This window comes from Amycolatopsis sp. QT-25 (genome assembly GCF_029369745.1).
Taxonomy (GTDB): Bacteria; Actinomycetota; Actinomycetes; order Mycobacteriales; family Pseudonocardiaceae; genus Amycolatopsis.
This window is the reverse complement of sequence record NZ_CP120210.1, coordinates 7,107,251-7,131,287: the sequence shown is the minus strand read 5'-3', so window position 1 is coordinate 7,131,287 and position 24,037 is coordinate 7,107,251. Positions and strand designations below refer to the sequence as shown.

Here is a 24,037-nt window from a genome sequence, read left to right as displayed (position 1 = left end):
CCGCCGGAAATCTGTGCCGATTCCCGCGACAACGGACAGAATGAGCGACGTGGCACTCGACTTTCGCGTGCTGGGACCCACCGAGGTCACGGCCGACGGGCTGCCGGTTCCGTTGGGCGGCAGCAGGCCGCTCATCGTGCTGGCAGGCCTGTTGCTGCGCGCGAACACGGTGGTGCCGGTCGAGGAACTGGGCCGCTGGCTGTGGCCTGACGACCGGCGGCGGTCCAAAGGCGCCCTGCAGACCTACATCCTGCGGGTCCGCCGCGCGCTCGGCGACGAGGTCACCCTCCGCACCGAACGCGGCGGTTACCTGCTCGAACTCGACGAAAGGCTGCTCGACCTCGCCCGCTTTCGCGCGCTCGCCGCGGAAGGAGCGCGGGCCGCGCGAGACGGCGACCCGCGCCGCGCCGCCGACCGGTTCGCCGCCGCGCTGGCCGAATGGCGCGGCCCCGCGCTGCAGAATGTCCACTCCGAAGCGCTGCTTCGAGACGAAGCCGACCAGTTGGGCGAAGAGCGGCTACGCGTCCGTGAACAGTGGGCCGACGCGCTCATCGCCCTCGGCGAGCACGCCACCGTCGTTCTCGAGCTGACCAGGCTGTGCCGCGAGAACCCGCTGCGGGAGCGGCTGCACGAGCAGTTGATGATCGCGCTCTATCACTCCGGCAGGCAGGCCGAGGCACTCGACGTCTACCGCCGGATCGGCGCGGTGCTGGCCGAAGAACTCGGCCTGGACCCCGGCGCGTCGCTCCGGCGGGCGCACCAGGCGATCCTGACCGGCGAAGAGTCCGGCGAGACCACCTTGGACTCCGAGCTGACGCGGTACCGGCTCGGCTCCGAACCGCTGATCCCGCGTCAGCTCCCGGCGGATCAGCGGGCGTTTTCCGGACGGCAGCGTGACCTCAAGACACTGCACGAACTCGTCCCGGAGGCGCTGGACACCGAGCGGTCGACGTCCATCGCGTCGATCGAAGGCATGGGAGGCATCGGCAAGACGACCCTCGCCGTCCATTTCGCGCACGAGGTCGGCGACCGTTTCCCCGGTGGACAGGTGTACCTCAACCTGCGCGGATACGGTCCCGGTGAGCCGGTCGAAGCCGCCGCCGCGCTCGAAACCATGCTCGTCTCCGTCGGTGTCCCCGCCGATCGGATCCCCGCCGGCGTCGACGACCGCGCGGCCACCTGGCGCACCCACAGCGCGGGCCGCCGGATGCTGATCCTGCTCGACAACGCCGCGAGCACCGAACAGATCCGGCCGCTGCTGCCCGGCCCCGGCTGTCTGGTGCTGGTGACCAGCCGATGGCAGTTGCAGGCGCTCGTGGCGACTCACGGCGCCCGGCGCGTCGCGCTGGGGGAGCTGCCGGACGAGGACGCGATCGCCCTCGTCGCTTCGACGATCGGGCTGGACAGGGTCACCGAAGACCCCGAAGCCACCGAGCGATTCGTCCGGTACTGCGGCGGGTTGCCGCTGGCCATCCGGATCCTCGCCGTGCGGGCGGCGCAGTTCCCGGACCTTCCGCTGCGGGAATTCGTCCGGCTGCTCGAAGCCGAACAGGACAGGTTGGGCTCGTTCGACCTCGCCGACGGCGACGAGACGAACATCCGGGCCGTCTTCTCGTACTCGTACCGGGCGCTCGACGAACGAGCCGCGCGGATGCTACGGCTCCTCGGCCTGCCCACCGGCGGCGACTTCAGCGTGCCCGCGGCCGCGGCGGTGGCCGGGGTCGACGTCGCGGAAGCGCACGAGGATCTGGCGAAACTGGCTTCCGCGCACCTGATCGCGCGATCCAGGCCAGGCCGGTACCAGTTCCACGACCTCATTCGCGCGTACGCGGCCGAACTCTCGGCGAAACTGGACGGACCCGAGGCGCGGAAGGGTGTGCTGGACAGGCTTCTCCACGCGTTGCTCGCTTCGGCGCTGAACGCGTCGCGGCTCTTGCGCTCGGACCGGCACTACCGGCTCGTCGAGCCGGAGCGGTTCGACGGCGCCGGGCTGAAGTTCGGGCACTACGAACAGGCACTCGACTGGCTCGACGAGGAGGCGGGCAACCTCATCGCCGCGGTGAACATCGCGTACCGGGAGCGGCGGTACCGGGAGTGCTGGCAGCTGGCGTGGCTGTTGCAGTCGTACTTCATCGTGCGATCCCGGCTGGAGGACTGGCGTTCGGTGTTCGGCGTGGCGCTCCGGGCCGCCCGCGGCATGGGGGATCGCTCCGGTGAGGCCGCCATCCTCAGTGGACTCGGAGTGGCGTGTGGGGTCGCCCGCCAATACGAGGACAGCATCGCCTACCTGGAGCAGGTCGTCGAACTGCAGCGCCAGGTCGGCGACCGGCAGGGCGAGGCGCGCGCGCTCTACAACCTCACGCTGGCCAGCCAGGACCCCGACACGGGGTGGGAGTACGGGACGCGAGCGTTGCGGCTCATCCGGGAGAGCAACGTCGGTTCGGGCATGGAGGCCAGCGCGTTGCAGGCCCTCGGCGACATCTGCGCCCAGGCAGGCCGCTTCGGGCAGGCGCTCGACCTCGCCGACCAGGCCTTGGCGCTGGAGGCGCACGCGCTCCCCGACGAAGCCCGCTTCACCTTGCACACCAAGGGCATCGCGCTCGTGGGGCTCGGCCGCGGCGACGAGGGCATCGCGTGCATGCGGCAAGCCGTCGAGATGTTCTTCGCCCACGGCGAGCTCTACGAGGCGGCCGACGTACTGGCCCAGCTCGGCGGAATCCATCTGCGGCGCGGCGATCCCCCGGCGGCGCGGGCCTGCTGGCTGCGTTCGGTCCGGGTGCTGACCGAACTGTCGCATCCGGACGCCGAGGACGTCCGCGCGAAGCTGGCCTCGCTCGTGGGCGACTCGGTCAAGGTGGAGTGAGGCACGGGCGACCGGCGTGCCGACCCCCAGTCGCAGCAGGCGAGTACGCCCGTGACCTCAGGCGTTACTCAACAGGACACCGCTCACTGCGCGCTGACTGTGCAGCGTGCGCGGTCAAGCCAGGAGTTCCGCGAGGGCGATCGCGTTCTTGGGCGCCTCGACCTTGACGTCGTTGTCGAAGTAGACGTACGTGTCGCGGCGCCAGCCCTCGATCTTCCGGGCCCACTTCCGCAAGGCCTCGTCGCCGTACCCGCTGACGTACAGTTCCTCGTCGCCGTGCAAGCGGACGTACGCGAACTCGTCGCTGGTCATCTCGTCGATGAACGGGAACTTGCCCGCGGTGTCGGCGACCACGAGCGCGATGCCGTGTTTCCGGAACAGTGCGAGACTTTCGGGCTCGGCGAAGCTCGGATGCCGTACTTCGACGGCGTGCCGGAGCTTCCGGCGAGGCTTCGGATCGGTGTGCGGTTCGGCCTTCAGCTTGTCGTCGTGCTTGTGCGCGAGCTCGGCGGCGGCGTGACTGGTGCGCGGCAACAGCTCGAAGAACCCCTCGATCCGCTCCGCGTCGAACGCCAGCCGCGGTGGCAGCTGCCAGAGGAACGGCCCCAGTTTCCGGCCGAGCGCCAGCACCCCGGAGGCGAAGAAGTTCGCCAGCGGCGTCTCGACGTCCCGTAGCTGCTTCATATGCGTGATGAAGCGGCCGCCCTTGACGGCGAAGACGAAGTCGTCCGGTGTCTGCTCGACCCACGCCCGGTACCGCTCGGGACGCTGCAGTGAGTAGAACGAGCCGTTGATCTCCGCCGAGTTCATCCGGGACGACAGGTACTCCAGCTCGCGCCGCTGTACCAGGCCGCGAGGATAGAAGTCCCCGCGCCAGGGTGGGTAACGCCAGCCCGAAGTGCCGATCCTCAGCTCCGCGACGTCGATCACCGCCTTCCCGCGGTGCCCTGATTCCCCCTCTCTCGCGCGCGCAAACGCGCCCTCATGCCCACGAGAACTGCCACCGGCGCGTCTGGACCAGGCTGGAGGCGAACTCGCGCAGGTTGCCCGGCTGACCGGCGAAGGCGGGCAGGCAGAACGAACGGTGCTCGGCGGCGACCGTGAGCGCGCGGCCCTGGGTGCGCGGTGGCGCGGCCACCGACAGCTCCATCGAATCGAAGCCCAGCACCGTGAGCGTCGCGCCGAAGCGGTCTTCCCAGCTGCGCAGGACCGCGGACAGCTCGTGGACCTGATCGGTCGCCTTGATCATGCCCGTCCAGCCGAGGATCGCCGGGATGTCGGCGGGCCGCTCGGTCTGCACCAGCGCCAGCCGATGCTGCCCGCGCGCGGCGAGAATCGAGCCGGTGTTGCCCGCCTCGGCCAGCGGATCCGCCCGGCGCGCCGGACGGCGGGCCAGCCCGGGGAACTTCGCGCCGAAGGGGCGCAGGCAGGCGCCGTCGCAGCACGACGTGTCCCACCAGCGGGCCAGCACCTCCGCCGGATCCACCGAGGAGATCCGGTGCTCGGCCGGGGCGAGCCTGCCGCGGTCGTCGATCCAGTCCTCGCCGTTGGCCGCGAAACGCTGGTCGTGCGGGATCAGCACCGGCCACAGCCCGGAGCGGTCGAACTCGGCGACGCAGCCGGTGTAGCGCTCCGGCCTGGCCAACGGCAGATCCGAAACCCAGATCCGGCCGTGCCACCGGCCGGGCGGCAGGGTCTGGACGGGCGGTGTACCCGGGCGGAACGGTGCGATCGTCATCGGCTTCCCCTCGAACTGGTGTTCGGTCGACTCTACCCGAACACTAGTTCGAAGCACCGACAGTTTTCGAGACCCCGTTCGCGGGATGTCGAGGCTGTCGCCTCATGCGTCCCTGGTGTCACAACGGTCACAGAAGCTGTCCACAATGGACTCTCGCGCTCTTGGTGCCGACTTTCCGTGAAGGCCTCCTTGAGGGACCCAGGGTCCCTCAAGGAGGCCTTCACGGACCTTGGAGCCGCAGGGCAGGGCCCGGAAGCGACAGCAAAGGTCCCTTGCTCTCTTTTCGCAGGCCGGGCCGGTCCCTACAGGGGGCGCAGCAGGTCGTCCGCGTCCACGATCCGGTACGCGTAACCCTGTTCGGCCAGGAACCGCTGCCGGTGCGCCGCGTATTCCGTGTCGACGGTGTCCCGCGAGACGACCGAGTAGAAGTGCGCCTGCCGTCCGTCGCCCTTGGGCCGCAGCAGCCGCCCGAGCCGCTGGGCCTCCTCCTGCCGCGAGCCGAACGTCCCGGAGATCTGGATCGCGACCGAGGCCTCCGGCAGGTCGATCGAGAAGTTCGCGACCTTCGAGACGACCAGCGTCCTGATCTCACCGCGCCGGAACGCGTCGAACAGTTCCTCGCGTTCCTTGTTCCGTGTGGCGCCCTGGATCACCGGCGCGTCGAGTTCGTCGCCGATCATCTCCAGCTGGTCGAGATAGGCCCCGATGACCAGTGTCGGCTCGCCCGGATGCCGGTCGACCAGCGCTTTGATCACCTTGGTCTTGGTGTCCGCGGTCGCCGCCAGTTTGTACCGCTCCTCGGCCTCGGCAGTCGCGTACGCGAGCCTTTCGGCGTCCGTGAGGGTCACCCGGACCTCGGTGCATTCCGCCGGCGCGATCCAGCCCTGCGCCTCGATGTCGCGCCAGGGGACGTCGTACCGCTTCGGGCCGATCAGGGAGAACACGTCGCCTTCGCGCCCGTCTTCGCGCACCAGGGTCGCCGTCAGCCCGAGCCGCCGCCGCGACTGGAGGTCCGCGGTCATCCGGAACACCGGCGCGGGCAGCAGGTGGACCTCGTCGTAGACCACCAGGCCCCAGTCGCGGGAGTCGAACAGGTCCAGATGCCGGTACTCGCCCTTGGTCTTGCGCGTGACCACCTGGTAGGTCGCGATGGTGACCGGCCGGATCTCCTTCTTCTCCCCGGAGTATTCGCCGATCTCCTCCTCGGTGAGCGAGGTGCGCGCGATCAGTTCCCGCTTCCACTGCCGTCCGGCGACGGTGTTCGTCACCAGGATCAGGGTGGTCGCCTTCGCGTGCGACATGGCCGCGGCACCGACCAGGGTCTTGCCCGCGCCGCACGGCAGCACGACGACGCCGGACCCGCCCGCCCAGAACGCCTCGGCGGCCTTGCGCTGGTAGTCGCGCAGCTCCCAGTCGACCTCGGCCAGGTCGATCGGGTGTGCCTCGCCGTCGACATAACCCGCGAGGTCCTCCGCGGGCCAGCCGACCTTCAGCAGCGCCTGCTTGAGCCGTCCGCGTTCGGACGGGTGCACGATCACGGTGTCCTCGTCGATGCGCGTGCCCAGCATCGGGCTGATCTTCTTGTGCCGGAGGATCTCCTCCAGCACCGCGCGGTCGATGGTCGACATGACCAGGCCGTGCGCCGGGTGGTTGGCGATCTGCAACCGGCCGAACCGGCCCATCGTGTCGACGATGTCGATGAGCAGCGGCTGGGGCACGGGGAACCGCGAGTAGGTCGTCAGCGCGTCGACGACCTGTTCGGCGTCGTGGCCTGCCGCGCGGGCGTTCCACAACGCCAGCGGCGTGATCCGGTAGGTGTGGACGTGCTCGGGCGCGCGTTCCAGTTCGGCGAACGGCGCGATGGCGATCCGCGCGTCGTCGGCCTGGCTGTTGTCGACCTCGAGGAGCACGGTCTTGTCGGATTGGACGATCAGCGGGCCATCGGTCACACCGTCCTTTATACGTTCCGGCCACATCCGCCCCCGTCGCGGCACCGCTGGTGGAAGGATGTGCGGGAGGTGACTGGAGGGACTTTGACGACGACACCGACCGGCGGGACGCCCGAGTACGACCCGTTCATCGCGCCCGCGCCGCCGCCCCCGATGCCGGAGGTGGGACGACCGGCACCGTTCCCGAAGCCACGACCGCTCAGTGTGCCGGCCAAGGTTTCGATCGTGCTCGGCGTCGTCGCCGCGCTGGGCCTGGGAAGCCTGGCCGCCTGGGGGATTTCGCGGTCGAGCGGGTTCGCCGCGGTCGAAGCGGGCAAGTGCCTGTACCTGACCGACGAGGCGGGCGGCAACCAGGGCTACACGACCGCCGGCTGCACGTCGAGCCGCGCGACCTTCCGCGTCGACGAGGTGCGGACGGGCTCTTCCGACTGCCGTAGTGCCGACTACGTCCAGTTCGAGTTGTACGCCAGTTCCTCGAGCAAGAGGGCCGAAAAGACGCTCTGCCTGGCGCTGAACGTCGAGACCGGTGACTGCTTGCGCGACGTCGTGCACGAGACGCGGATCGCGAAGGTCCGCTGCACCGACATCAGCGCGGAGGCGCGGGCGACGGTGATGAGTGGATCGTCGGCCGTCTGCATGCCGGAGGACACCGAGCTGCGCTACACCGGGCCGCCCGTGCGCACGGTCTGCCTGCGCCCGACCGGGGAGAACATCTAGCGGCCAGGCGACGCCCGTCCGTCAAGGGATCAGGGTCGCGGCACCAGCGCCTGCACGTCGAGCCGGGCGCCGATCATGCCCGAGGTGTGCATCAGGTCGGCGACGCGTTGCAGCCGGATGCCGTTGAGGGAGACCGGGTAGGTCCCGAGCGAGATCAGCGAAGCCGTGGTCCGGTCGATGTCGGAGAACGTCGGCAGCGCGTCGCGGACCACGGCCGGGTCGGCGGCCCGCACCTGTGCCTCGCCGAGCACTTTCCGGAACACCGCGAGCGTGCGGGCGTTGCCCTGGCCGAAGGCTCCTGTCGAGACGTAGGCCGACATCGGGAAGTCCAACGTCGCGCCGCGGGCGCCGTCGGCGAGGATGCTCGCCCCCAGTTCCTTTTCGGCCCTGGTGATGTACGGCTCGACCATCCACGCGGCGTCGACTTCGCCGCTCTGCAGCGCCTGCGGCATCCGGTCGAACGGATGCCGCTTGAACTGGATCCGCGTCACGTCGACGCCCGCGGTCCCGAGGACCGAGCGGGCGGCCAGCACCCCGACGTCGTCGAGCATGTTCACCGCGATCTTCGGTGCCTTCTTGAGCGTCGGCTCGGTGTACTCGGAGCCGGGGAGGGTGACGAGCGACATGGTGTTGCGGCCGGCGGTGTAGGCCTCGCCCTGGAGTTGCAGTGGCGTCCCGGCCGCGGCGGCGCGGAAGATCGAGACGTCGCTGGCGAACGCTATGTCGACTTCGCCCGCGGCGAGCTTGTCGATCGCCTGGTCGCCGGGAACGTCGACGAGGGTGACGGAAAGGCCCGCGGCGGTGAACTTCCCGGCGGCGACGGCGACCCGCAGGGGTGCCGTGTCGATGGGGCTTCCGACGCCGACGCGCAGTTCCGCCCGTTCGAGTGGCGCGTCGGTGCTTGCGTCACCACGGGAAAACACTCCGCAACCGGCGATCGCCAGCAGGGCCGCTACCAGCGGAATCGCCAAGACGCGCATCTTCGTCACCGCTCACCTACCGAGAGAATGTGCTCCTCCTTCTGGATCGTATGGTCCGTGCCCCATACGATCGCCTGCGGGAGACGCCGGATGGCGCGGCTTTCGATAGTTCTCGAACCTTGTTACTCTACAGTAGGTTCGGGCTCTCGTCCCCGATGTCAGCCATGGGAAAGGGTCCCGTGGTGGGAAAAGGAAACCAGGTGGTCCGTCGCGGCAAGCGTCCCCGTGGGGGTGACGCGGCGGAACGGCATCCGCGTGTCGGCGGGCGCTGGCGGCTCCGGAACTGGCACCTGCGTACCAAACTCTTCGTGGTACTCCTGATCCCCGCGCTCGCGGTGGTCGCCCTCGTCGGGCTCCGGGTCGACTCGGATCTGCGCGATGCCCGGCAGCTCGCCGAATTCGCCACCCGCGGCCGGGTCGACAGCACCGTCGCCGAGGCCGTGCACCAGCTCCAGCGTGAACGCGACCTCACCGTCCGGTTCGTCGCGGGCGAGCGCAAGGGCGACCTCTCCGAACTGGCCGAGCAGCGCAAGCGCGCCGACGAGGCCATCGGCACCTTCGATCGCACCCTCGGCGAAAGCAAGAACAGGCTCGGTGAAAAGGCCGCGACGAGTCTGCAACTGACCAGCGACCGCCTGCGTGTGCTCACCGGGCTCCGGTTTTCCGCGGAACACTCGGCTTTTCCCGCCGACGCGGTGTTGCGCTCCTACAGCGAGCTGATCTCCGGCCTGCTCGACATCAGCGACGCCACCGCCGCCGACGTGTCCGATCCGGATCTGGGGAAGCTCCGCCTCGCGGGCAACGCGCTCGCACGGGTCAAGGACCAGATGTCGGTCAAGCGCGCGATCATGGCGGCCGCGCTCGCCCAGGGCGGTCTCAACCGGGACCGGACCCGCGCGCTGCTCGGCGCGGAGGCCGAACTGGCCGCCGCCCGCAACGACTACCGCACCTTCGCGACACCCGAGCAGCAGCGGATGTACGACGACACGGTGATCGGCCTGATCGTCGACATCGGCAACGACCTGGTGGAGTCGGCGCTCATCCGCGCCGAGAACGATCAGGGGCTCGGCGGGCTGGACCCGAACCAGTGGGACACCTCCGCCACCTACACCGTCAACCTGGCCCACCAGGTGCAGCAGGCGCTGCTCGTCCAGCTGCAGGAGCGCACCGACGCCCTCGCCGCACAGGCGAGAACGTCCGCGATCTGGGACGGCGGCATCGTGCTCGGCGTTCTGGTCGTCGCCGGGGTGCTCTCGGTGATCATCGCGCGTTCGCTGTTGCGGCCGCTGCGGATCCTGCGCCGCAGCGCGCTCCAGGTCGCCGAACACCAGCTCCCGGCGGCGGTCGAAGGCCTGCTCAGCGATCCCGAACCGCAGCCGGAGAACCTGCGGCGACGGCTGGCCGTCGCGCCGGTCCCGGTGTTCAGCCGCGAGGAACTCGGCCAGGTGGCGCGCGCGTTCGACGCGGTGCACGGTGAGGCCGTCCGGCTCGCCGGGGAACAGGCCATGCTGCGGGAGAACATCAACGCGATGTTCGTGAACCTGTCGCAGCGAAGCCAGGATCTGGTCGAGCGGCAACTGTCCGTTCTGGACCGCATGGAGGCCGACGAACAGGATCCCGACACCCTCGCCGGGCTCTTCGAACTCGACCACCTCGCCACGCGGATGCGCCGCAACAGCGAGAACCTGCTGGTGCTCTCCGGAACCGACGTCGTCCGTGAGGACGGCGGCGCCGTCGTCGCCGACGAGATCATCGGCGCCGCGCTCTCGGAGGTCGAGCACTACCAGCGGATCGAACTCGGCGCCGCGCCACGGATCGCGGTGCGCGGCGAGGCCGTCAACGATCTCGTGCACGTGGTCTCCGAACTGCTGGAGAACGCGACCCGCTATTCGGACCGGAGCACGATGGTGCAGGTCGAAGGGCACGAGACCGAACGCGGCGAATGGCAGATCGAGATCACCGACCACGGCGCCGGGATGCCGCAGGCGGAGATCGACCGCACCAACGCGCGGCTGGCGAACCCGCCGGACGTCGACGTCGAGGTCTCCCGGCGGATGGGCCTGTTCGTGGTCGCGACGCTGGCCGTCCGGCACCGGATCGACGTCCGCCTGCGGTCCGCCGACGGCGGCGGGATCACCGCGGTGGTCGTCGTGCCCGCCGCGCTCATCGTCGAAGCGCCCCAGCCCGCCCCGATGCCGGAGCCACCGTCCGTCGTGGTCGTTCCCGAGCCGGAACCCGAGCCGCCGCTGGAAGTCCCGCCGCTGCCCGAACCCCAGGAGAGTGTCGAGGAGTCGCGGTTCGCGCCCGTGCTGGATCCCGGGCCGCTGCGGCGCGCTCCCGTCGTCGAACGCGAGCCCCAGCCGGAGTGGCCGTCTTCGGACGACGACGCCGTCGACCATCTCGAGCTGGACTCGCCGACCGAGCGGATGCCCAAGTACCAGAGCGTGCTTTCGCAGTGGTTCGACCACGGCGGCCCGCGCGAGGGGCCTTCGCCCGCCGAACCCGGCCCGCCTTCCTTGCCCTCGTTCGAACCGGTGAAGGCGGCCGAGGAGAGTGCCGCGCGGGAGGAGTCCGCGCAGGATCCGGACGAGCCGACCGAGCCGACGCTGAAGCCGGTGCGGCCGAAGGAAAAGGCGCCGGAGCCGGAGCCCGCTTGGCCGACCCCCGCCGAGCTGGAGCAAGAGGACGGGGCGGAGGAGACCTGGCCGGTGCTCCCCGCCGTCGTTCCCGAGGCCCGGTCGCAGGACGACAGGCCGGAGAAGCCGCGAGGGGAGAGGCCGATACTCTCACTTTCCCCCGAAGCGGTCCGCGAACGGATGACCAGCCTGCAAGGCGGATTCCGGCGCGGTCGCCACGCCAGGGGTGACGAAAACCCCTCGGATTGAGCGAATTGGAAGGTCCATGAGCCCGAAAACCGGCCTGCTGGAAGTGATCGCGCTGACCGCGGCGGACGCGGAGCGCGCACAGGAGGGCGGGGCCGATCGCCTCGAACTGGTCAGCGACATGGCCAGCGACGGCCTGACGCCGTCGGTCGGGACGCTGCGCGAAGTACTCGCCGCCACCGACCTTCCGGTGCGGGTCATGCTGCGCGACAACATGTCCTTCGCCGCCGGCGACCTCGACGGACTGCGCGCGGACGCCGGGCGGCTGATCGAGGCGGGCGCGCGGGAGTTCGTGCTCGGGTTCCTGGACCTGGAAAGCGAGATCGACGTCGACGCCTGCGAGACCCTGGTCAAGGAGCTCGACGGGCTGCCGTGGACCTTCCATCGCGCCATCGACCGCGCGCGGGACCCGTTGCGCGCCTACGACCGGCTGGCCGCGCTCGGCTGTGACACGGTGCTCGCGGCCGGGCATCCGCACGGTGTGGCGCACGGCCTCTCGGTGCTGCAGCGGCTCGCCCGCCGCTCGGACGGGCCGCGGTTGCTGGTCGGCGGCGGCCTGCGCCCGCAGCAGGTGCATCTGCTGCGGGCGGGCGGGGTGGACGCGTTCCACGTCGGCAGCGCGGTCCGTCCCGGCGGCTGGGAGTCCGGCATGGACACCGTGGATGTCGCGGCCGTTCGCGAGTGGGCGGCCCTGGTCAAGGACTAGACCGTGCGCCGGGGGTCAGGTCCAGACCACCGGAAATGATATGAGGTTGCATCTTCAACTATCGGGTGCCGACCAGATAGCGTGTGGCCATGGCTACCCGCACCGTACGTGACGCGACCAGGGAACTGCTGCGCGATCTGGGCCTGACCACCGTCTTCGGCAATCCCGGCACCACCGAGATCGCCTTCCTGACGGAGTGGCCGGACGACTTCACCTACGTGCTCGCGCTCCACGAAGCGTCCGTCGTCGCGATGGCCGACGGATACGCGCGTGCGACGCGGCGGGCGACGTTGGTGAACCTGCATTCCGCCGGTGGGGTCGGCCACGCGCTCGGGCACATCTTCACCGCGTACCGCAACAACGCCCCGCTGATCATCCTCGCCGGTCAGCAGACCAGGTCGCTGCTGCCGGACGACCCGTTCCTCGGTGCCGTCGAGGCGGCGAACTTCCCCAAACCGTACGTGAAGTGGAGCTGCGAACCGGCGAGGGCGGAGGACGTCCCGGCGGCGCTGGCACGGGCGTATCACGTCGCGACGCAGGCACCGATGGGCCCGGTGTTCGTCTCGGTGCCCGTGGACGACTGGGATGTCGAGACCACGAAGCCGATCGTCTCCCGGCCGGCGATCCGCGGTTTCGCGCCCGATCCGTCCGCTTTGGACGAATTGGTGTCCGCTTTGGACGCCGCCGAGCACCCGGCGATCGTGGTCGGCGCGGGTGTCGACGACGAGGACGCCGTGCCGGATCTCGTCGAGCTGGCCGAGAAGGTCGGCGCGGGCGTCTGGGCGTCGCCGATGGCCGCGCGCTGCTCGTTTCCCGAGGACCACCCGCAGTTCTTCGGTTTCCTGCAGCCGGAACGCAAAGCGCTCGCGAGCGCGCTGATCGACCACGACCTCGTGGTCGTCATCGGCGCCCCGGCGTTCATCTACCACGTGTACCGGGGCGAGTCGGAGATCTCGATGCCGCCGCTGTTCCTGGTCAACGCCGACGAGCAGGTCCTCGCCAGGGCCGAGGCGGGCACCGGCGTCCGCGCGACGCCGAAGCTCGCCATCCGCGCGCTGCTGGAACGCGCCGCACCGCGGGAGGCGCCGAAATCCCGCACCCGGCTGGAAAAGCCCGCCGCGGTCACCCCGATCACGCCGGGCTTCGCCTACTCGGTGATCTCGGAAGTCCTGCCGGACAACGCGATCGTCGTCGAGGAGACCCCGAGTCACCGCAACGAACTGCACGACCACCTGCCGATCAAGTCCACCGACTCGGGCTTCTTCACCGTCGCCAGCGGCACCCTTGGCTACGGTCTGCCCGCCGCCGTCGGCGTCGCGCTGGCCCGCCCGGACCGCAAGGTCGTCGCCATCCTCGGCGACGGGTCGAGCATGTACTGCGTCCAGGCACTGTGGACGGCGGCACAGCACGAGCTGCCGGTGACGTTCGTGATCTTCGACAACTCGCAGTACGCCGCCGTGCGCATCCTCGGCGAGGCCGCGGGCGGCGAGAAGGTGCCGGGCGTCGACCTCGGCGGCATCGATTTCCCCGCGCTGGCGAAGAGCCTGGGGCTGGGGACGTCGGTCGTCGAGAAGGCCGAAGACCTCAAGCCGACGCTGGAGGCCGCGCTGCCGGACGCGCGGCCGCATCTGGTGCACGTCCGCATCGACGCGAACCCGCGCACGCTGTACTGAGCCCGCCTTCCGGCGGGGGCCGGGGGCTCAGCTTTTCGCGTGTGCGTCGGAGGCAGCGGCGTCGGCGGCTGCCTCCTGCTGCGCGAGTTCGTACTCGGCCGCGTCCGAAGCGGCGGCGGCCGCTTCCGGGGCACCACCGTGCAGCAGGCGAGCCACCTCGCCGCGCAGCGTCACGAACTCGGCGGACTCGCGCGTGGTGATCTGGTCCCGCTCCGCGGGCAGCCCGACCGGCAGATCCGCGACGATCTTGGCGGGTGACTTCGACAGCACCAGCACCCGGTCCGACAGGTAGACGCTCTCGTCGATGTCGTGCGTGACCACGAGGACCGTGCTCCCGTTCTCGCGCTGCACGCGCCGGGTCAGGTCCTCGAGTTCGAAGCGCGTCTGCGCGTCGACCGACGCGAACGGCTCGTCCATCAGCAGCAGGGCGGGCCTGCTGGCCAGCGCTCGCGCGATCGACACGCGCTGCTGCATACCGCCCGAGAGCTGCCACGGGAACTTCGAGCCGACCCCGGACAGGCCGACCGACTCCAGCGCCTCCTGCGCCCGCGTCCGGCGCTCCGAGCGGCTCAAGTCACGCCACCGCAAGGGGAACTCGACGTTCTTCGCGACCGAGAGCCACGGGAACAGTGAGCGGCTGTAGTCCTGGAACACCACGGCCAGATCCTCCGGCACCCCGGCGGAGACGTCGTCGCCGTGCAGGCTGACGCGGCCGGACGTCGGCTTGATCAGCCCGGCGATGCAGCGCAACAGCGTCGACTTGCCGCAGCCCGACGGGCCGACGATGCTCGCGAGCTGTCCCGCTTCCACGGTGAACGACAGATCGTCGACCGCGATGTGCGCTTTTTCTCCCGCGCCGTACCGGTGGTTCAGCCCGGAGACTTCGAGCATGGTTGACATCTTGCTGACCCTTCGAAACTAGAGACGGCCGTTGCGGGTGGGCTGCCAGCGAAGCACTCTTTGCTCCACCGCGAGGAAGGCCGCGTTGAACCCGAAGCCGAGGAGCCCGAGCAGGACCAGCCACGACCACATGAGCGGGAAATCGAACGCCTGCTGGGCGTCCATCAGGGACCGGCCGATGCCGTTGTAGGAGCCGACCAGTTCCGAGATCACCATCAGCAGCAGGGAAATGGACAGGCTCAGCCGCAGGCCCGCGAAGATCTTCGGCCCGGCGGCGGGCAGCACGATCGAGCGCACCCAGTGCGACCGCGGGGTCCGGAACGACTTCGCGGTGTCGATCTTCACCTGGTCCACCGACCGGACACCGTCGACGGTGTTGAGCAGTACCGGCCAGATCGCGCCGAAGATGATCGACCCGGTCTGCATACCCGGCCCGAGTCCGAACAGGACGATGAACACCGGGATCAGCGCGGGCGGCGGCACCGAGCGGAAGAACGCGAAAAGCGGTCCGACGTAGTCCATCCCGGTCTTGGACCGGCCCAGCATGACCCCCAGCGCGACGCCGAGGGCACCGGCCAGCAGCCAGCCACCGAGCGTCCGGCCGAGGCTCGGCAGGACGTTGGCGAACACGGTGTCGGTCAGGAACAGCTGTGCGGCCGGACCGGAGAACCACAGTTTCCCCGACGTGGTCAGGATTTCGGTCGGCGGCGGGAAGAACGGGCTCTGGCCGAGCCGGGTCGCGAGTTCCCAGATCCCGAGCAGGGCGAAGAAGAGCAGCCAGTTGCGGACGAGGATGCCGATACCCCGGCCCACGCGCCTGCCGACGCGGCTGGTCAGCGTGAGGGTCGTCACGAGACCGCCTCCCGGTCGACCGTGCTCCAGCGGAAGGCCCGCCTGCCGATCATCTCGAGTCCGCCGTTGATGAGGAAGCCGAGCACGCCGACCACCACGGTGCCCGCGAGGACGAGGTCGAACCTGGTGGAGCCGGTGCTGGCCTGCATGATGAAGTTGCCGATGCCGAGTTTGGCCCCGGCGAGGAACTCGGTGCTGACCACCGCGATCAGCGCGATGTTGGCCGACAGCCGCACCCCGGTGAACACGAACGGCGCGGTATGCGGCAGCGCCACCGACGTCAGCGTCCGGAATCTGCTGGTACCGCAGGCTTTCGCGGTCTCCTGCAGAATGGGGTCGATCTCGCCGAGCGCGTAGATCGTGTTGAACATGATGGGCCACAACGACGCGTACACGGCCAGCGTGATCTTCGCTTCGGGCCCGCCGCCGATCAGCAGGAGCACCAGCGGGATCAGCGCGACGGCGGGGATCGGCCGCAGGAATTCGACGACCACCGCGGTCGCGGTGCGCAGCCCGGGAATGCTGCCCAGCAGCAGACCGGCGGGTACGGCGACGGCGACCGCGATGAGCAGGGCGATCGCCCAAGCGAGGAACGTCGCGATCAGGTCCCGGACGAACTGTGTCTCGCCGAACTGTTCGAAGATCGTCACGAGGACGACGGTCGGCGGGGGAAAGAACTCTTTACGGACCAGGCCGGCCTGGACGATCACTTCCCAAACGAGGAAGAAACCGGCCAGACCGGCCAGGGCACGGAGAAGTCGTGGCACCTTGACCTTTATCCAGCTTGAGGGGCGAGCATCGGAGCGGCGTCGAGCTTGGCCGAGATCACACCGGTCTGCAGCAGCAGATCCGGTACGCGCTGCAGGCGACGGGCGTCCAAGGTGGCCCCGAACGTCGGCAGCGTGAGCAGTGAAGCGGTTTCGGCGTCGACCCTGGCGTACTTGACGATCATCGGTTCGATCTTGGAACGGTCCGCCGCGTCGCGCACGGCCTTGCCCAGCGCGCGCTGGAACGCGGCCAGCGTCTTGGGGTTCTTGTCCACGAAGGAGCCGAGAGCGCCGAAGCCTGCCAGGGGGAAGTCCTGGGTGGCGCCGGTCGCGATGTCGACGACCGGGGTGGCGCCGGCGACCTTGGAGGCCTGGGTCAGGAACGGCTCGGGCAGGTAGCCCGCGTCGACCTGGCCGGAAGAGAGCGCGGCGACGATGTTCGGCAGCGCCATCGGCACCCACTGGACCTTGCTGGTGTCGACGCTGTGGTCCTTCATCACCGAGACGGTGAGCAGGTGGGAGGCGGTGTTCTTGTCGGTGATCGCGATCTTCTTGCCCGCGAGGTCGCCGATCGTCCTGACCGGCGAGTTCGGCACCGTGACGACCGCGTTGCTCTTGGGGCTGGCCGAAACCGAGTCGGCGACGAGCCGGATGTCGGCGGCGCCCTTGCTCTTCGCGACGAAGAACGGCATGTAAGTGGAGAAGGCGATGTCGACCTCGCCGCCGATCATCTTGGTCATCGACGCCTGACCGCTGGGGGCGTCGACCGCTTCGACCTCGAGACCCTCGGCCTTGAAGTAGCCGCCTTCCTGCGCCAGCCGCAGCGGCGCGAGGTCGACGACGGGCAACAGGGCCACCTTGATCTTCGGCTTCTCCAGTGCGCCGTCACCACCACCGGACGCCTTGGACGTGTCGTCGCCGCCGAGGGCACCACAGGCGCCCAATGTGGCCAGCATGAGCGCGCTCAGGGCGACGCCGATGGCACCTCGGCCTCTACGCGCACCACTCCTGCTCATGGTGTTTCGAAACAAAGCCAGCTCCTCGGAAACAATGAATCACCGTTGGGGTTTTTTCATCCGTGTCGTGGCTTTGCTTCGCCAGGCACGCGGTCACCTTAGAGATTTGCCCACCTGCTCACAATGGGTGTCGTGAGCGGGCGATCATTTTAGGCCATTCGCCCGATCGTCTGATCACCCGCTTGGACAGATTACTTTCAGTGATCGAATTACTGGTGGAGTCGCAATTCGGAGTAACCGCGTGTCATCAACTGTTGGCCTGCGGCGCGATCATCGGGCCGACGTCGAGCTTGGTCTGGATGGCACCCATCTGCAGGAGCAGGTCCGGGACCCGCTGGATGCGGCGGGGGTCCAGAGTGGACTGGAAGGTCAGCAGCGTGGTCAGCGCGGCGGTGTCTTGATCGATCCTGGCGTACTTGACCAGCAGCGGCTCGATCTTGGAGCGGTCCGCCGCGTCCCGGGTCGCCTTCTGCATGGCGCGCTGGAAGGCGGCCACGGTCTTCGGGTTCTCGGTCACGAACTTGCCGAGCGAGCCGTAGCCCGCGGTGGGGAAGTCCTGGGTGGCGCCGGTGGCGGTGTCCACGACCGGGACGGTGCCCGCCTGCTTCGCGGTCTGGGTGATGAACGGCTCGGTCAGGAAGCCGGCATCGATGTCACCGTTCTTGAGCGCGCTCCCGATGTTCGGCAGCGGGATCGGCACCCACTGCACCTTGCTCGCGTCGACGCCGTGGTCCTTCATGACCGATTTGGACAGTGTGTCCGACACGGTGTTCGGGGCGGTGATGCCGATCTTCTTGCCGGCCAGGTCACTGACGCTCTTCACCGTCGACGTCGGCAGGGTGACCAGCATCGTGCTCTTCGGACCGGCGGAGGAGGCGTCCGCGACCAGCTTGATGTCGGCGGTGCCCTTGCTCGCCGCGATGAAGAACGGCGTGTAGCTCGCGTACGCGATGTCGACCTCGCCGCCGATCAGCTTGGTCAGCGAGACCTGGCCGGTCGCGGCTTCGACGGCCTCGACATCGAGACCTTCGTTCTTGAAGTAGCCACCGTCCTGCGCGAGGCGCAGCGGGGCAAGGTCGATGGTCGACATCACGGCGACCTTGATCTTCGTCTTCTCGAGGTTCCCCGAACCGCCGGAGGAGGAGGACGAATCGTCGCCGCCGAGGAGGCCGCAACCGCTGACCGATACCGAAACGACGGCCGCCATCGCGAAGGCGAGGGCTCCACGCCGACCCAGGCTGACGCTCAAGGCCTTCTTCGAGCTTGCAGAGCCAAGCAAAGGGGTGCTCCTGATCAAGGGGAGGGTCACGTGATGACGTGGCCTGATATGGAATTCGGAAGGGACTCTTTGTCGAGTCACGGGCCCACTGTAGAGAACGGACACAGTGCTCACAATGGGTGGTCATCCTATGATCCCAAGTGGTTACGCTCATCCGAACAGGTTGTTTGTCAAAAGTGAACACAACAGGGCGTGTTCGAGGCAGGGACTTGTTGACAACTGAGCGCCCACGGTCAAGACCCGTCCGGAGTCTTCTTGCATGTCTTGACCGAAGGGTTACATCTGGCCCCTCCGTTCGCTACCCTCATGCACCGGTAGTGAGGTGTGGACCACTGATGTAGTGAGAGAGAGTGCCTTGGATGGCCGAACGTTCTGGACCTTCCCGAGGTGCAAGGCACTCTGTGTCGCACGCGTCGAATACGGTGAACACGTCCGTGCTTCACTGGTACGTGCCCGTGCGCTGGCGGGTTGGGCCGAATAGACCAATGGCGTCGGGCAGGGTTTCGGTCAAGTGCACTTGAGAGACCGCGTCGAAGACGACTTCCGCATTTCCAGGAGTGGACACGCACGCCGTGTACGACCCTCCCGGGTGACGGGAGTGGGCGGGTAGTGGTCTCCGACAACCGACCCAGACAGCAGCAGTACGGCCAGTTCGAGAACGGCATGTCCAAAATGGGCTTTTCCGGCCCGGATGAAGATGATGGTGGTGCGGCGGTGCCGAACGAAGACACCGCGGGGGTGGGAGGGGCCCCTGCGCGGGATACCGGAGACGGTCCTGGCGGGAAGGCCGGGTCGTTCCTGGGCCTGCGTAACTGGCGTCTGCGATCGAAGCTCGCGGCCGTTCTGATCATCCCGACGCTGACCGCGCTCGTGCTCGGCACGCTGCGCGTGATCGACGACAGCAGCGAGGCGGCGAGATTCCAGGACACCGCCGATCAGGTCGCGTTCGCCGACAAGATCACGCTCGTGGTGCACGAGCTGCAGAGCGAACGCGCGCTCGCCGTCGCCAACATCGCCGCCGACGACCCGTCGCGCCAAGCCGGTCTCGACGCGCAGATCGCCAAGGTCGATCGCGCCGTCGACGACCTGCGCGCTTCGGCGAACCAGATCAACCCGGACGACCAGGACACGAGGGACCGCTACTCGCGTGGCCTGCAGCGGCTCGACGCCCTGCGCCCGCTGCGCGGCGCGATGAACACCTCGCTGCTGGGCGACACCCCCGTCCTCATCGCCTACTCCGGCGTCCTCGACTCGCTGGTCCAGCTCGGCCGCGAGGTGACCACCGCGGTGGCGAACCGCGACGTGCTCCGGCTCGGTGTCACCGTGCAGGCCGTCAGTGAAAGCAAGGAGTTCATCGCCCGCGGCGACGCGGCGCTGCTGATCGCCTCCTTCCGCTCCTCGTTCCCCGGCGACCTGTTCGACCAGGCCCGTTCGGCGGTCGCGAGCGGCGACGCCTCGACGGCGGCCTTCCTCGCCAACGCCAGCCCCGAACAGCGGCAGCTCTACTCGGACACCTTCTCCGGTCCCGAGGTCGACGACCGCCGCCGGATCACCACGATGGCGTTCTCGCTGCACCAGCAGAACGAGCCGCCGTCGATCGACAACGTCGCGCTCGGCAACGACAGCCGGGTCGCACTGGACAAACTGCGCGCGGTCGAGACCAACCTGCTCGGCCAGCTGCGGGCACAGGCCGACGAACTGGCCACCGACGCGATCAACTCGGCCTGGATCGGCGGCGCGATCGTGCTGCTGGCCCTGCTCGCGGCGCTGTTCCTGATGCTCGTCATCGCCCGGCTGATGCTGCGCCCGCTGCGGGTGCTGCGGAAGACGGCGCTCGACGTCGCGTACACCCGGTTGCCGGAAACCGTGCAAGCCATCCTGGACGACCCGGACCCGGTCAACGCCTCGAAGCGGTCGGTCGAGCCGGTGCCCGTCACTTCCCGTGACGAGATCGGTGAAGTGGCGCGTTCGTTCGACGTCGTCCACGCGCAGGCCGTCAAGATGGCCGCCGAACAGGCCCTCCTGCGCGAGAACGTCAACGGCATCTTCGTGAACCTCTCCCGCCGGTCGCAGCGGCTGGTGGAACGCCAGCTCGGGGTGATCGACCGGCTCGAGGCCGACGAGCAGGACCCGGACCACTTGGCCAGCCTGTTCGAGCTCGACCACCTCGCCACGCGGCTGCGCCGCAACGGTGAAAGCCTCCTGGTGCTCTCGGGCGCCGGCCTCGCGAAGTCGGTGCCCAAGCCGGTGCCCGCCGCCGACGTCATCGGTGCCGCGGTGTCGGAGATCGAGCAGTACGCCCGGATCGAGATCGGGATCGTCCCCGAGGTCGCCGTCCAGGGGCTGACGATCCACGACCTCGTGCACGTGCTCGCGGAACTGCTGGACAACGCCACCTACTTCTCCGAGCCGGAGACGAAGGTGACCGTCCGCGCGGTGATCACCCGCAAGAAGGCACTCGCCATCCAGGTCACCGACCACGGTGTCGGCATGACCGAGGAGCGGCTCGCCGAGGTGAACCAGCGCCTGGCCGAGCCGCCGGACCTGGACGTCTCGGTGACCCGGCGGATGGGCCTGTACGTGGTCGCGCGCCTGGCGCGCCGCCACGGCATCGAGGTCCGGCTGCGGGAGAACGAGGACATCGAGGGCGGCGTGATCGCGCGGGTCGTCGTGCCCGCCGAGCTGCTCACGCAGATACGGCCCGGCGTGCGCAACCCCCCGCCGCCGAGCCGCTCGGAAACGTCGATGCCATCAATGCCGTCGGTGCCGTCGGCGTCCGAGATGTCGACTTCGCTGCCGAACATCCCCGCTTCCGACCGCGGCCTGGAGATGACCCCGCCGCCGCCGTCGAAGCCCCCGGTTCCGCAGCCGATCGCGCAGCAGGGCGGGCTCGTCCCGCTCGACCAGCCGATCAGCCTCGACGACCTGGTCGCGGGCAAGAACGCGGCCGGACCGTTCCTCAGCCCCGCGGCTTCCGCCGAGGAGTCCCCGGCGTGGCCGACGGCCGACGACCTCTCGCCGCCGAACGGCGACGGCGCCTCCAGCGGCACGGAGACCCAGTTCGCGTCGCTGGTGCTGCCGAAGCGGGAGCCGAAGTACACCCCGGTCGAAACGCCGAGCAGGGCAGAGGAGTCCAGGGAGTCTTCGGACAGCGGCAAGTCCGCGCTCGACGACGACGTGCCCACCCGGCGGCTGCCGATCTACCAGTCGGTGCTGTCCCGCTGGTTCAGCGAAGGCGACGAGGCCGGCGGCGACACCCCGACCACCTACACGGAGCCGGTCGAGTCCGACCTGCCCGAGCACACCCGCGACACCGCCCCCGCCGCGGCGGACCCCGCCGCCGAGGACCCTGCCGAAGAGGCATTGCCCACTCGGACCCCCCGGAGTGTTCCGCCGGAGACCGTGCTCGGAGACAATGGCTGGCGCAGCGCGTCGGACGACGGCTGGCAGGCGGCGCAGGTCCTGTACGAAGACCGGAACGACGAGATCACCCCGGCAGGCCTGCCCAAACGGGTGCCGAACCAGTACCTCGTCCCCGGCTCGATCGGCGGGGACGAGCCGAAGAAGGAAGACTCGTTCGCCGACAAGACCTCCGGAATGCCGGGAACGGGTGCGATCGCCCGCTCGGCGACGGCGGCCAGGAGTCGGATGGCAAGCTTCCAGCAGGGCTACAAGTCGGGACGGCACGCGTTGAAGGAACGTCCGATCGACGCGCTGGATGACAACGGCGTTCCGGTGACCGGCGGAGGTTCCTCCGCCGATGACAGCAGTAAGGAGTGACAGTGACACGGGCGGGTGCGATGCAGCCGGGTGGTCCGGCGCAGCCTGGCGGCCAGGCGCAGGGTAAAGGACACACGAGCAGCTTTGCCTGGCTGATCACGGATTTCGTGCACCGGGTCCCGGGCGCGGCGCATGCCGTGGTGGTGTCGGCGGACGGTTTGCTGCTGGCCTCTTCGAAGGGACTTCCCAAGGACAGGGCCGATCAGCTGGCCGCGGTCGCGTCGGGGCTCACGAGCCTCGCGCGCGGTGCGGCGAAAGTGTTCGAAGGCGGCACGGTCGCGCAGACGGTGGTCGAGATGGCCAACGGCTTCCTCTTCCTGATGTCGGTGTCCGACGGTTCCTGCCTGGCGGTCCTCGGGTCGCCGGAGAGTGACATCGGCCTGGTCGTCTACGAAATGACCCTGCTGGTGGAACGGGTGGGGCAACAGCTGACACCGGAGATGCGCGCGCAGCTGCAGGGCGCGTCGGTCCGCCGCTGAGCGACCGGGAACCGAGGAGAATGCCGTGGACGACGGGCGCTTGAGGGGCGATGGCCGGCTCGGTGACGACTTCTCCGGCGGGTGGTCGGAACGTGACGACGGCCGGGAGGACTGGACGTCCTTCCGGGACCGGGTCGACCGCGAATGGCGATCGCGGCGGACACAGGGGTCGGACAACGATCCCGTGTCCCCGGACGAGGCCTCCCGCTGGCTGACCGATTCCCAAGCGGGCGGCGGACCCGCCGATTTCAGCGTCACGGACTACCGGGAACGCCTGCTCGGCGGGCCGGGGGCCGAACTGTTCGGTGGTGGCAGCGGCCCGCTCTACGATTCCGGCGAGTTCGCCAAGTTCTCCTTCGACAAGGAGGAGGAACGCCGGGCGGCGGCGGCCGCCGCCGCGGATCCGCTCGCCGCGGCACTGCCGCAGCAGGCACAGAACGAATACGTCGACGAGCAGTACACCACCGACGTCGAATCATCCGGCCTGGTCCGGCCGTACTTCCGCACGCGGGGACGGACCAAGCCGACGTACGACCTTGCCATCGAGGCGTTGATCTCGACCAGCGAACAGGGACGTGTGCTCGACCGGGTACGCGTCCCCGAACACCGGTCGATCTGCGACCTTTGCCTGGACACCCGGTCCGTCGCCGAAGTCGCGGCGCTGTTGCGCCTGCCGCTCGGCGTGGTCCGGGTGCTGATCGGAGACGTGGCCGGCCTCGGCCTGGTCCTGGTGCACACCGCCAGCCAGAACGTGGGCGACCGGCCCAGTATCGAGTTCATGGAGAGGGTGCTCAGTGGGCTTCGGAGAATTTGACTCCGACGCGAATGCGCCGCAGGTGACCGGACCGACTTCGTCGGCCAAGATCGTGGTCGCTGGCGGATTCGGCTCGGGGAAGACCACGCTGGTCGGAGCGGTTTCGGAGATCGATCCGCTGACCACCGAGGCCATGATGACCGAGGCCAGTACCGGCGTCGACGACAATTCGGCCACCCCGAACAAGTCGACGACGACCGTTGCCATGGACTTCGGCCGGATTTCGCTGGACTCGGACCTGGTGCTGTACGTGTTCGGTACGCCGGGCCAGCACCGGTTCTGGTTCATGTGGGACGACCTCGCGGTCGGCGCCATCGGTGCCGTCGTGCTGGTCGACACGCGGCGGCTCGCCGACGCGTTCCCCTCGATCGACTTCTTCGAGAACCGGAAGCTGCCCTACGTCGTGGCGATCAACTGCTTCGACCGGCTGCTGCACCACCAGATCGAGGACGTCCGGCACGCGCTGACGATTTCGCCGTCCGTGCCGATCATGGCCTGTGACGCCCGGGAACGTGAGTCCGCCAAGCAGGTGTTGATCTCGGTCGTGCAGCACGCCATCGCCCACGATTCGGCGTTGCGCGCGGGATAGGAACAGGCGAAAACCCGAAGCGGATGCGGCCGTTGGAGTGAACTCGGCAGGCT

At 69.0% G+C, this 24,037-nt stretch carries 18 protein-coding genes; 9 read left to right on the top strand and 9 right to left on the bottom strand.

Annotation, left to right across the window (positions count from 1 at the left end):
- Window positions 1–40 precede the first annotated feature (40 nt).
- A complete protein-coding gene (locus P3102_RS33400; protein ID WP_276364645.1) occupies window positions 41–2,863 on the top strand; it encodes a BTAD domain-containing putative transcriptional regulator in 2,823 nt (940 codons plus the stop codon).
- A gap of 114 nt (window positions 2,864–2,977) precedes the next feature.
- On the opposite strand, the gene P3102_RS33395 is transcribed toward P3102_RS33400, so the two are convergent.
- The 3 genes from P3102_RS33395 to P3102_RS33385 all read right to left on the bottom strand — a co-directional run bounded on the left by P3102_RS33395 (window position 2,978) and on the right by P3102_RS33385 (window position 6,550).
- Window positions 2,978–3,793, bottom strand: coding sequence for a DUF72 domain-containing protein (locus P3102_RS33395; RefSeq protein WP_276364644.1), 816 nt, complete (start codon window positions 3,791–3,793; stop codon window positions 2,978–2,980).
- Between the two features lie 52 nt (window positions 3,794–3,845).
- Window positions 3,846–4,601, bottom strand: a complete 756-nt coding sequence (locus P3102_RS33390) for a DUF4253 domain-containing protein (protein ID WP_276364643.1) — start codon at window positions 4,599–4,601, stop codon at window positions 3,846–3,848.
- A 302-nt stretch (window positions 4,602–4,903) separates the two neighbouring features.
- Window positions 4,904–6,550: a DNA repair helicase XPB gene (locus P3102_RS33385; RefSeq protein WP_276364642.1), complete on the bottom strand. Its 1,647-nt coding sequence runs from the start codon at window positions 6,548–6,550 to the stop codon at window positions 4,904–4,906.
- A gap of 84 nt (window positions 6,551–6,634) precedes the next feature.
- Here P3102_RS33385 and P3102_RS33380 point away from each other — a divergent pair, with 84 nt between their 5' ends.
- Window positions 6,635–7,267 carry a hypothetical protein gene (locus P3102_RS33380; RefSeq protein ID WP_276364641.1) on the top strand — a complete coding sequence of 211 codons (633 nt, stop codon included), beginning with the start codon at window positions 6,635–6,637 and terminating at the stop codon, window positions 7,265–7,267.
- 29 nt (window positions 7,268–7,296) lie between these two features.
- Here the strand turns inward: P3102_RS33380 and P3102_RS33375 are convergent, their stop codons facing one another.
- Window positions 7,297–8,256, bottom strand: a complete 960-nt coding sequence (locus P3102_RS33375) for an ABC transporter substrate-binding protein (protein ID WP_276364640.1) — start codon at window positions 8,254–8,256, stop codon at window positions 7,297–7,299.
- 191 nt (window positions 8,257–8,447) lie between these two features.
- Here P3102_RS33375 and P3102_RS33370 point away from each other — a divergent pair, with 191 nt between their 5' ends.
- The 3 genes from P3102_RS33370 (at window position 8,448) to mdlC (ending at window position 13,508) form a co-directional block, all read left to right on the top strand.
- A complete protein-coding gene (locus P3102_RS33370) occupies window positions 8,448–11,132 on the top strand; it encodes a nitrate- and nitrite sensing domain-containing protein (RefSeq protein ID WP_276364639.1) in 2,685 nt (894 codons plus the stop codon).
- A gap of 16 nt (window positions 11,133–11,148) precedes the next feature.
- The gene (locus P3102_RS33365; protein WP_276364638.1) at window positions 11,149–11,835 is read left to right on the top strand and encodes a copper homeostasis protein CutC; all 687 of its coding nucleotides are present in this window, start codon (window positions 11,149–11,151) and stop codon (window positions 11,833–11,835) included.
- Window positions 11,836–11,924: 89 nt separating this feature from the next.
- Window positions 11,925–13,508 carry a benzoylformate decarboxylase gene (gene mdlC / locus P3102_RS33360; protein WP_276364637.1) on the top strand — a complete coding sequence of 528 codons (1,584 nt, stop codon included), beginning with the start codon at window positions 11,925–11,927 and terminating at the stop codon, window positions 13,506–13,508.
- A 27-nt stretch (window positions 13,509–13,535) separates the two neighbouring features.
- Here mdlC and P3102_RS33355 read toward each other — a convergent pair whose 3' ends face one another.
- From P3102_RS33355 to P3102_RS33335, 5 genes are all read right to left on the bottom strand, one after another.
- A complete protein-coding gene (locus tag P3102_RS33355; RefSeq protein WP_276364636.1) occupies window positions 13,536–14,408 on the bottom strand; it encodes an ABC transporter ATP-binding protein in 873 nt (290 codons plus the stop codon).
- An 18-nt stretch (window positions 14,409–14,426) separates the two neighbouring features.
- Entirely contained in the window at window positions 14,427–15,260 is an 834-nt protein-coding gene (locus tag P3102_RS33350) for an ABC transporter permease (protein ID WP_276364635.1), read from the bottom strand.
- Window positions 15,257–16,027, bottom strand: coding sequence for an ABC transporter permease (locus tag P3102_RS33345; RefSeq protein ID WP_276364634.1), 771 nt, complete (start codon window positions 16,025–16,027; stop codon window positions 15,257–15,259). The genes P3102_RS33350 and P3102_RS33345 overlap by 4 nt, the downstream gene beginning before the upstream one ends.
- Window positions 16,028–16,035: 8 nt before the next feature.
- Entirely contained in the window at window positions 16,036–16,983 is a 948-nt protein-coding gene (locus P3102_RS33340) for an ABC transporter substrate-binding protein (protein WP_276371471.1), read from the bottom strand.
- A gap of 307 nt (window positions 16,984–17,290) precedes the next feature.
- Window positions 17,291–18,250, bottom strand: a complete 960-nt coding sequence (locus P3102_RS33335; RefSeq protein ID WP_276371470.1) for an ABC transporter substrate-binding protein — start codon at window positions 18,248–18,250, stop codon at window positions 17,291–17,293.
- Window positions 18,251–18,985: 735 nt separating this feature from the next.
- Between P3102_RS33335 and P3102_RS33330 the strand changes: the two genes are divergently transcribed.
- The 4 genes from P3102_RS33330 to P3102_RS33315 are packed head-to-tail and all read left to right on the top strand — an operon-like array spanning window position 18,986 to window position 23,984.
- Complete coding sequence (locus P3102_RS33330) at window positions 18,986–22,102, top strand: nitrate- and nitrite sensing domain-containing protein (RefSeq protein WP_276371468.1); 3,117 nt, start codon at window positions 18,986–18,988, stop codon at window positions 22,100–22,102.
- A gap of 20 nt (window positions 22,103–22,122) precedes the next feature.
- Window positions 22,123–22,581 carry a roadblock/LC7 domain-containing protein gene (locus tag P3102_RS33325; RefSeq protein ID WP_085939650.1) on the top strand — a complete coding sequence of 153 codons (459 nt, stop codon included), beginning with the start codon at window positions 22,123–22,125 and terminating at the stop codon, window positions 22,579–22,581.
- Between the two features lie 25 nt (window positions 22,582–22,606).
- Complete coding sequence (locus P3102_RS33320; protein WP_276364633.1) at window positions 22,607–23,395, top strand: DUF742 domain-containing protein; 789 nt, start codon at window positions 22,607–22,609, stop codon at window positions 23,393–23,395.
- Window positions 23,376–23,984 (top strand): ATP/GTP-binding protein, encoded by a 609-nt coding sequence (locus P3102_RS33315; RefSeq protein WP_007033392.1) that lies wholly within the window; start codon window positions 23,376–23,378, stop codon window positions 23,982–23,984. Before P3102_RS33320 ends, P3102_RS33315 begins: the two co-directional genes overlap by 20 nt.
- The last annotated feature ends 53 nt before the right edge of the window (window positions 23,985–24,037 follow it).